Genomic DNA, 6,755 nt, shown 5'->3' on the forward strand with positions numbered 1-6,755 from the left:
GAAAGGAATTTTTGAAAAAGGGTCCGGCAGGTTGGGGAAGTGGGTGCAGTGTGTGGGGTGGTGCGGGTGCTAAGCTGATGCTCCCCTGCCCTTCCCCACCTCTTTTGCTGCGATGAATTCTTTCTCCGACTACCTGAGCAGCGGCCATGCGTGGCTGTATGTGCCTGTGGCGATTTTGCTGGGGGCGCTGCATGGGCTGGAGCCGGGGCACTCGAAGACGATGATGGCGGCGTTTATCATCGCGATACGAGGGACGGTGTGGCAGGCGGTGCTGCTGGGGCTGTCTGCGGCGGCGTCGCACTCGCTGCTGATCTGGGTGCTGGCGGCGGTGGCGCTGCACTACGGCGGGGAGTGGAATGCGGAGACGGTGGAGCCGTACCTGCAACTGGGCTCTGCGGTGCTGATCCTGGCGCTGGCGGTGTGGATGTTTCTGAGGACGCGCCGTGAGGTGGCGGAAGCGGAGGCGCATGAGATGGGGCATGGTCATTCGCATGGGCATGGGCATGATGGACTGCATGGGCATGGAGATGCGCATGGGCACTCGCATTCACATGAGCATGGCAATGGAGCTGCGGCGATGTTTGAGCATGAGGTGGCGCTGCCGGTGGGATTCAAGGTGCCGAGTCTGAGGGCGGCGGGTAAGCGGACGCATGGGGTGCATGGAGGGATGCTGCTGGACACGGGGCATGGGTGGCTGGAGATCGCGGTGCATGAGGACGGGGTGCCGCCGCGGTTTCGGATTTATCCCTGCACGTCGAGCGGCGCTGCGGTGCCGCTGCCGAAGGGGAATTTGTTAACGCTGGAGACGGCGCGGCTGGACGGGAGCACGCAGGTGTTTCAGTTTGAGCCGGGGGCGGGCTTCTGGGAGGCGACGGCGATGCTGCCTGAGCCGCATGAATTTATAGCGACGCTGACGCTGGGCCATGCGGACCACGCGCATACGTATCGGCTGAAGTTTGCGGAGGCGGCGCATGGGCATGTGCCCGGGCAGAGCCACGCGCCGGTGGTGGCGGAGGAGGTGCGGCCGGAGGGGGATGTGTACCAGGATGCGCATGAGCGTGCGCATGCGGAGGACATCGCGCGGAGGTTTGGCAGCAAGCACGTGACGACGCCGCAAATCGTGATGTTCGGGATCACGGGCGGGCTGATGCCCTGCCCTGCGGCGTTTACGATTTTGCTGGTGTGCCTGCAGCTGAAGAAGGTGGCGCTGGGCTTTGCGATCGTGGGGGCGTTCAGCTTTGGTCTGGCGCTGACGATGGTGACGGTGGGCGCTGCGGCGGCGTGGAGCGTGCAGCATGCGCAGAAGAGATTCAGCGGCTTTGGCGAATGGATGCGCAAGGCGCCGTATGTGTCATGCGTTCTGCTGACGGTGCTGGCGGGCTACATGGCGTGGGCCGGATGGCATGGGCTGGTATACGGGCACGGGCATGCGCACTGAGACTGCCGCTTTCGGGTGTCTCTTGGCGGGCGTGAGGTGAGGCGCCAAGAGGAATTGTCGGCTGCCGCTTTCGGATTTTCTTTGGTATGCGGGAGTCAGAGAGGACGGCGAAAGCGGCAGCTGCGTTCGTGTCTCACTTCGCGACCGCAGTCCATATCAGAGGTGCGGGCATGCGGTGCGGCTCGCGTTTGGAGTGCGGCTGCGCAACCCTGAAAGGGTGAAGCTGCCGCTTTCGAGCGTCTCGTGGTGGGCGTGGGGTGACTGGCTGGCGAAAACTCACCGGCTGCCGCTTTCGAAAAGTCTATGGTATGAGTGAGTCACCGAGAACGGCGAAAGCGGTAGCTGCGTTCGTGCCTCACTTCGCGACCGCAGTCCATATGGGGAGGCCTACTGGTAGGTGGTGGCGGCGGCGCGTTTTGAGCTGAGGACCTGGCTGCGGCCCTGGGTGTCTGAGATGGACTGGATGTTAGCGTGGCCGCTGATGAAGCCCATGCTGACGCTGACTTCGACGAAGTAGTTTCTGCCGGGCTGCACGGTCAGGGTGGTCTGCTGGACGTTCTCGGTGGCGCTGACGATGAGGGTGTGCTGGCCGGGCGAGACGCTGAGGAGCTGGTAGGTATTGGGGGCGAGCGCGCCGGCGATGCGGCCATCGAGGATGGTCTGAAAGACGAGTGCTGAACCGACGCCGAAGCCGCGGGTGACGTAGATGCTGGCTCTGCCGGGCTGGGGTGTGAACTGCTTGGCCTCGGCATCGGCAGATGAGGAGGCCATGGGGACGGAAGCGCAGCTGGCGAGGAGAAGGCTGCCGAGGGCGAGGACGAACAGGTGCAGTTTTTTCATGGCTGGTTCTCTTTCTGTTTTGGATGAGGTGCCTGGTGCAGGGATGGGATAAAAGTGCCAGAGTCTGGTAGCAAGGGGGATTCGCGCGGGGTGCGGGGTTGGGAGCAAGCGAGACGCAGCGGAGCGCAAGAAACACGCGGCTGCGCTGGTCGGAGATGGAGCGGGGAGGTCTGGGTGAGGATGGGGCGCTATGGCTGTTCGGGTTTGCCGCAGAGGGGCGGCGAGGCAGAGGGAGCAGAGTTTGAACTTGGGCTTTGGGGCTGCAAGCGGGCTTGAACTGGGTGTGGCACTGCGCCACGCTAGTGGTCAGGCTTTGTCTGCGCCTGATCCCTTTATGAAAAAATTTGCTGTCATCGTTCATGGTCAAAACTTTCTGATTCAAGACCAGGAGGACAAGTTTCCGGCGTTGAGGGAGTTTTACATCCATGCGTATCCGGAGGCTGAAACGGCCGAGGTGGCTGAGGGCAAGGCGCTGGAGCTGGTGAGGGAGCTCATGAAGGCGCGAAAGATGGTGAGGAATGCGCCTGAGAACGTGCCGGTGCTTTTGATCGATGAATGCCTGGAGGTGGCAGAGTGGCCGGATTGTTCACGTCCGCTGAGCGGGTTTGTGTTTATCGAGGCGTCGAAGAAGGGCTGAGGTGGCTTCTTATTTGGCTGCGTCTGGCGCCGCTGTGTACGGGCATGCTTTTATTTTCCGCGCCTTCGAGGCCGAGTGAGATGGGGGAATTCATGATGACGCTGGGTGTGGTGGCGGTGCTGTTTGCGGGCATCACGTGGCTGAACCGCTGTGCGGCGGTGAAGATCGAGGAGAGCGCGCTGGCGCTGAGGGCTTGAGGCGATGGAGCCTCATTTGAACGAGGCTGCCGCGTTCGCGCGGGTGCCGGGCCAGTCGCTAACGTGAGGCTACGAAAACAAACGATACACCCGCCTTCATGACGTGGACGTGCAGATATGCAGCCCCCCTTTTGGATGAACTATGTCAGCTTATTTACCGGCCCCAATCAGGGGTGCCCACTTTTTGACGATCTGGGCGACGAGGTCCATGTACTGCAGCCGGTGATCCGGGGCAAAGGGGGGCAGTTTTGCGATGGCTTTTTTGACGACGGGATCGCTGCCAAGGTAGGCGATGGAGAGGATGCCGGTGGTCCAGTCACAGGTGACGCGGAGTTCTTCGTCTCCTTCGATGCCTTCTTCGTTTTTATAGCGGTGGCCGCTGAGATAGGAGTCGGTCTCGGTGGTGGGCTTGCCGGCTTCGTCATGGCGGACGCGCTTGACGGCGGCTTTGCCGTGGGCGCGGTCGATGATCCACTCGTCTCCGGCTTCGGGGGTGCTGCGGAAGCAGATCCAGTCTTCGCCGACGGAGCGCATGCCGAGGAGGATGCGGCGGGGATTTTCGGCGAGGCCGCGCTGATGCGGGACGGGCAGATGGATGACGGCCTGCGCGTCGGTGTTTTTGGATGGGCCGCAGGCGATGAGCATGAGGCTCATGAGGGCGGCGAGCAGTGCGTGGAGGGCGGTTCGACGCGGCTGTGTGTGCGCGGCGGGCCGGTGATGAGGATGCCTCGGGTGTGGGGTGGTGTGAGGCATGGGGTGCGGGGAGCGTGACAGAGTGGGCAGGAATGGCAAGACCAAGTGTGAGAGCAGCATGGAGGTGAACCGCAGAGGATGGACGGTCGCAGAGGTGGGCATATTGAATCGGAGCTGCGGGGTGTCCCCTGCCCTGCGGTGTTGCCTGGATTGGTGCTTTGCTCAAAGTGACGCGGATGATTTTTCTACTGCTGACCTCACCGACTGGCGGGCTTTGATTTGCCAGCGGGAGTGCATGGCATTAATCCTATGCCATGCAGCCTGAGGACCTTGGCCGGAGTTATGATGAGATCGCGGAGCGGTGGCTGGAGCCGCATCTGGAGATGAATGGTATTTCACAGCATGAGCTGGCGCTGAGGTTTGCGGCGCATCCGGGTGGTCGGGCGCTGGATGTGGGGTGCGGGTGCCATGGGCGCTTTCTCCGGCTGCTGGAGCTGCGGGGCTATGCGGTGGAGGGGCTGGATGTGTCGGCACGGATGATCGAGCTGGCGCGTGAGCGGCTGCCGCACCTCACGTTTCATCATGCGGATGTGTGCGTGTGGGAGCCGGCGGGGCGCTATGATTTAATCTCGGCGTGGGACTGCCTGTGGCATCTGCCGCTGGCGCGCAACGCGGAGGTGCTGACGAAGCTGTGCGGGGCGCTGGCCCCGGGCGGGGTTTTCATCTTTTCCTTCGGCGGGCTGGATGCGCCGGAGGAGAGGCTGGATGCGAGCATGGGGGTGCCGGTGAATTACAGCACGCTGGGGGTTTCACAGACGCTGCAAACTCTGGCGGCGGCGGGCTGCGTGTGCCGGCACCTGGAGTATGATCAGCCTCCGGAGAAGCATGTGTTCATTATTGTGCAGAGGGTGTGAAGGTGGTGGAGAAGATGCGAATTCAGCGCGGCTGCTTATACCCTGAGCAGATAGGCTGAGATGGAGACCTGTTTTCCATCGGTGGTGGCATTTCCCACACTGCAAACCAGCGTGACCATCATCTCCTGCCTTTCCACGTTCCAAGGACGGCGCACCTTTTTCAGCGCCCGCGATGCCACAGACCCGAAACTTCGGACCCGCACAGCGGTTCCCTACCAGCGCTGCGGCGCGCGCTGCTCGGGATGGTAGGGATGCGCTGTGCGCGTCCGTGGAATCCTTCGCTCCAGCGTGGGCTGCGGACTCATCGCATGCCCCCTTTTCAAACGCTTACGCCCCAAAGCGCCCACGTCCTGGGCTCGCACGTGCCTTCTGTCACCTGCCCTCTGGATCTAATAAGGTGTTCTGATGCAGTTTCGAGCGCAGAGGCTCCACCGGTTCAGAGAAGGACCTGTTTTCAGTGGTTCGTGATATAAGGCATGGAATGTGTGCGCATTGAAGAGGGGTGTGCGTTGACGGTTGATGTGGCGAGGACTAGCTTTTGGCACATGACTTCACCTTTGCTCAAACTTCATCTCGGGGCTTTCAATTGTCCGCAGGAGGGGTGGTACAACACGGACATCACGCCGCATATCTGGGTGACGATGGTTCCGGGGCTGCCGCAGCTGCTGCGGAAGGCGGGGCGCATCACGCAGGCGCGGCTGGAGGAGCATGAGCAGGGTGTGTTTAAGAAGCTGCATTACCTGAATGTGACGAAGCGCTTTCGGCTGGCGGACAACAGCTGCCAGTGTGTGTTTAGCTCGCACATGTTTGAGCACATTTTTGTGTGGGATGTGCCGCTGCTGCTGAGCGAGATCCGGCGCGTGCTGGCTCCGGGCGGGGTGGTGCGCTTTGTGATCCCGAGCCTGGACCACTACGTGAAGCTCTATGATCCGGAGGACCCGACAGCGATGCTGCTGGGCATCCTGGAGTATGACGGCACGGGGGTGAAGAACCGGCACCAGTGGATGTACACGGAGACGTCGCTGTGCAAGCTGCTGGAGAAGCATGGCTTTGTGAATGCGCGGGCGTGCAAGTATCGCGAAGGAAAATGCGCGGACTTGGAGAGGATTGATAACCGGCCGGAGAACAGCATTTATGTGGAGGCGGAGAAGCGAGTGGGGTGAGGGGTAACCATTGAACCTCATTGCATGCCGTGAATCAATTCACCGATCTTCTCCGCAAAGGCGCCGATGAGGCTCGTGAGTTCTGCCTGACCTCTCCTGACGCACCGAGCTTCGGTGTCGAGTGGCTTCAAAGGCTGGCTCAACGGATGGAGGCGGCCAGTCAGGCGGCGAGCCAAGCAGACGTGGAGCGGGAGATTGAAGCACTTGCCTATTCCATCTGCGATTCGGGTCCGATGGGTGAGCACTTCGCGCCGTCATTCACGCAAGCCTTGGATGCTCTCCAGCGGCTTCGAAAGAGGAGATAGAGCGGTGTCCGAAAATGAATCCGTTTAAGAGATGGACGCAACACCGTTGGTGTTGGCGCTTGAGAGCGTGGTGGGTGGTGATGTGACCCAGGGTTCTGCGAACCCTGGGCTTAAATACGGAAGGCCGTTGGCCTTCGGGGAGGGCCGGAGATTCAGGCCTTGCTGCCACCATAAGGAGGCGGTTCCTCGCGCAGAATCAGGGTGCTGTTGTCCGCCTGCCGGATCTCGCGGGCTGCGGCGCGCATCTGCTCGACGATGCGTACTTTTTCAGGGTAAGGGAGCGCCATGAGCCGTTGGCGACGGGTGCTTTTACTCTCCAGGTTTTTTTGCATCAGCGGGCTCATGAGGGGTTCAGGCAGCAATGTACTTTGATCGTTGTTTGGCCGCGTTGGATGGCCTGCACGAACACGCCCCCCCCTAGGCCTTCATCTCGCTGATCTGCTTGGTGGCGATGCCGATGGGTCTGTCCAAGGGGACGCCGGCGCAGGAGAGCATGGTGGTGAGGAGGTCGCCTTGATTGCCTTTGGTGGTGTCCAAGTAGCGGCCGGTTTTGACGGTGCCGCCGGCT

9 protein-coding genes are annotated in these 6,755 nt (G+C 61.6%); 6 read left to right on the forward strand and 3 right to left on the reverse strand.

From position 1 onward, the window contains the following. Positions 1-112 precede the first annotated feature (112 nt). Positions 113-1,438, forward strand: a complete 1,326-nt coding sequence (locus ACIREA_RS23330; RefSeq protein WP_397384748.1) for a sulfite exporter TauE/SafE family protein — start codon at positions 113-115, stop codon at positions 1,436-1,438. A 387-nt stretch (positions 1,439-1,825) separates the two neighbouring features. Here the strand turns inward: ACIREA_RS23330 and ACIREA_RS23335 are convergent, their stop codons facing one another. Next, positions 1,826-2,278 (reverse strand): DUF2846 domain-containing protein, encoded by a 453-nt coding sequence (locus ACIREA_RS23335; RefSeq protein ID WP_397384749.1) that lies wholly within the window; start codon positions 2,276-2,278, stop codon positions 1,826-1,828. A gap of 334 nt (positions 2,279-2,612) precedes the next feature. On the opposite strand from ACIREA_RS23335, the gene ACIREA_RS23340 reads away from it, so the two are divergent. Both ACIREA_RS23340 and ACIREA_RS23345 read left to right on the forward strand, forming a co-directional pair. Beyond that, a complete protein-coding gene (locus ACIREA_RS23340) occupies positions 2,613-2,915 on the forward strand; it encodes a hypothetical protein (protein WP_397384750.1) in 303 nt (100 codons plus the stop codon). Positions 2,916-2,959: 44 nt separating this feature from the next. After that, entirely contained in the window at positions 2,960-3,112 is a 153-nt protein-coding gene (locus ACIREA_RS23345; RefSeq protein WP_397384751.1) for a hypothetical protein, read from the forward strand. Between the two features lie 150 nt (positions 3,113-3,262). On the opposite strand, the gene ACIREA_RS23350 is transcribed toward ACIREA_RS23345, so the two are convergent. Continuing rightward, positions 3,263-3,865 (reverse strand): hypothetical protein, encoded by a 603-nt coding sequence (locus ACIREA_RS23350; RefSeq protein WP_397384752.1) that lies wholly within the window; start codon positions 3,863-3,865, stop codon positions 3,263-3,265. Between the two features lie 254 nt (positions 3,866-4,119). Between ACIREA_RS23350 and ACIREA_RS23355 the strand changes: the two genes are divergently transcribed. From ACIREA_RS23355 to ACIREA_RS23365, 3 genes are all read left to right on the forward strand, one after another. Then, positions 4,120-4,719 carry a class I SAM-dependent methyltransferase gene (locus tag ACIREA_RS23355; RefSeq protein ID WP_397384753.1) on the forward strand — a complete coding sequence of 200 codons (600 nt, stop codon included), beginning with the start codon at positions 4,120-4,122 and terminating at the stop codon, positions 4,717-4,719. 545 nt (positions 4,720-5,264) lie between these two features. After that, positions 5,265-5,882: a class I SAM-dependent methyltransferase gene (locus tag ACIREA_RS23360; RefSeq protein WP_397384754.1), complete on the forward strand. Its 618-nt coding sequence runs from the start codon at positions 5,265-5,267 to the stop codon at positions 5,880-5,882. Positions 5,883-5,911: 29 nt separating this feature from the next. Beyond that, positions 5,912-6,187: a hypothetical protein gene (locus ACIREA_RS23365; protein ID WP_397384755.1), complete on the forward strand. Its 276-nt coding sequence runs from the start codon at positions 5,912-5,914 to the stop codon at positions 6,185-6,187. 152 nt (positions 6,188-6,339) lie between these two features. Here ACIREA_RS23365 and ACIREA_RS23370 read toward each other — a convergent pair whose 3' ends face one another. Continuing rightward, the gene (locus ACIREA_RS23370) at positions 6,340-6,474 is read right to left on the reverse strand and encodes a hypothetical protein (protein ID WP_397384756.1); all 135 of its coding nucleotides are present in this window, start codon (positions 6,472-6,474) and stop codon (positions 6,340-6,342) included. Positions 6,475-6,755: the final 281 nt, after the last annotated feature.

The organism is Prosthecobacter sp. (assembly GCF_044373815.1).
Classification (GTDB): Bacteria; Verrucomicrobiota; Verrucomicrobiia; order Verrucomicrobiales; family Verrucomicrobiaceae; genus Prosthecobacter.

What these genes read in the sequence shown, in the direction of transcription:
- ACIREA_RS23330 (WP_397384748.1), top strand. Translation starts at nt 113, where the DNA reads ATGAATTCTTTCTCCGACTACCTGAGCAGCGGCCATGCGTGGCTGTAT.
- ACIREA_RS23335 (WP_397384749.1), bottom strand. Translation starts at nt 2,278, where the DNA reads ATGAAAAAACTGCACCTGTTCGTCCTCGCCCTCGGCAGCCTTCTCCTC.
- ACIREA_RS23340 (WP_397384750.1), top strand. Translation starts at nt 2,613, where the DNA reads ATGAAAAAATTTGCTGTCATCGTTCATGGTCAAAACTTTCTGATTCAA.
- ACIREA_RS23345 (WP_397384751.1), top strand. Translation starts at nt 2,960, where the DNA reads ATGCTTTTATTTTCCGCGCCTTCGAGGCCGAGTGAGATGGGGGAATTC.
- ACIREA_RS23350 (WP_397384752.1), bottom strand. Translation starts at nt 3,865, where the DNA reads ATGCCTCACACCACCCCACACCCGAGGCATCCTCATCACCGGCCCGCC.
- ACIREA_RS23355 (WP_397384753.1), top strand. Translation starts at nt 4,120, where the DNA reads ATGCAGCCTGAGGACCTTGGCCGGAGTTATGATGAGATCGCGGAGCGG.
- ACIREA_RS23360 (WP_397384754.1), top strand. Translation starts at nt 5,265, where the DNA reads ATGACTTCACCTTTGCTCAAACTTCATCTCGGGGCTTTCAATTGTCCG.
- ACIREA_RS23370 (WP_397384756.1), bottom strand. Translation starts at nt 6,474, where the DNA reads ATGGCGCTCCCTTACCCTGAAAAAGTACGCATCGTCGAGCAGATGCGC.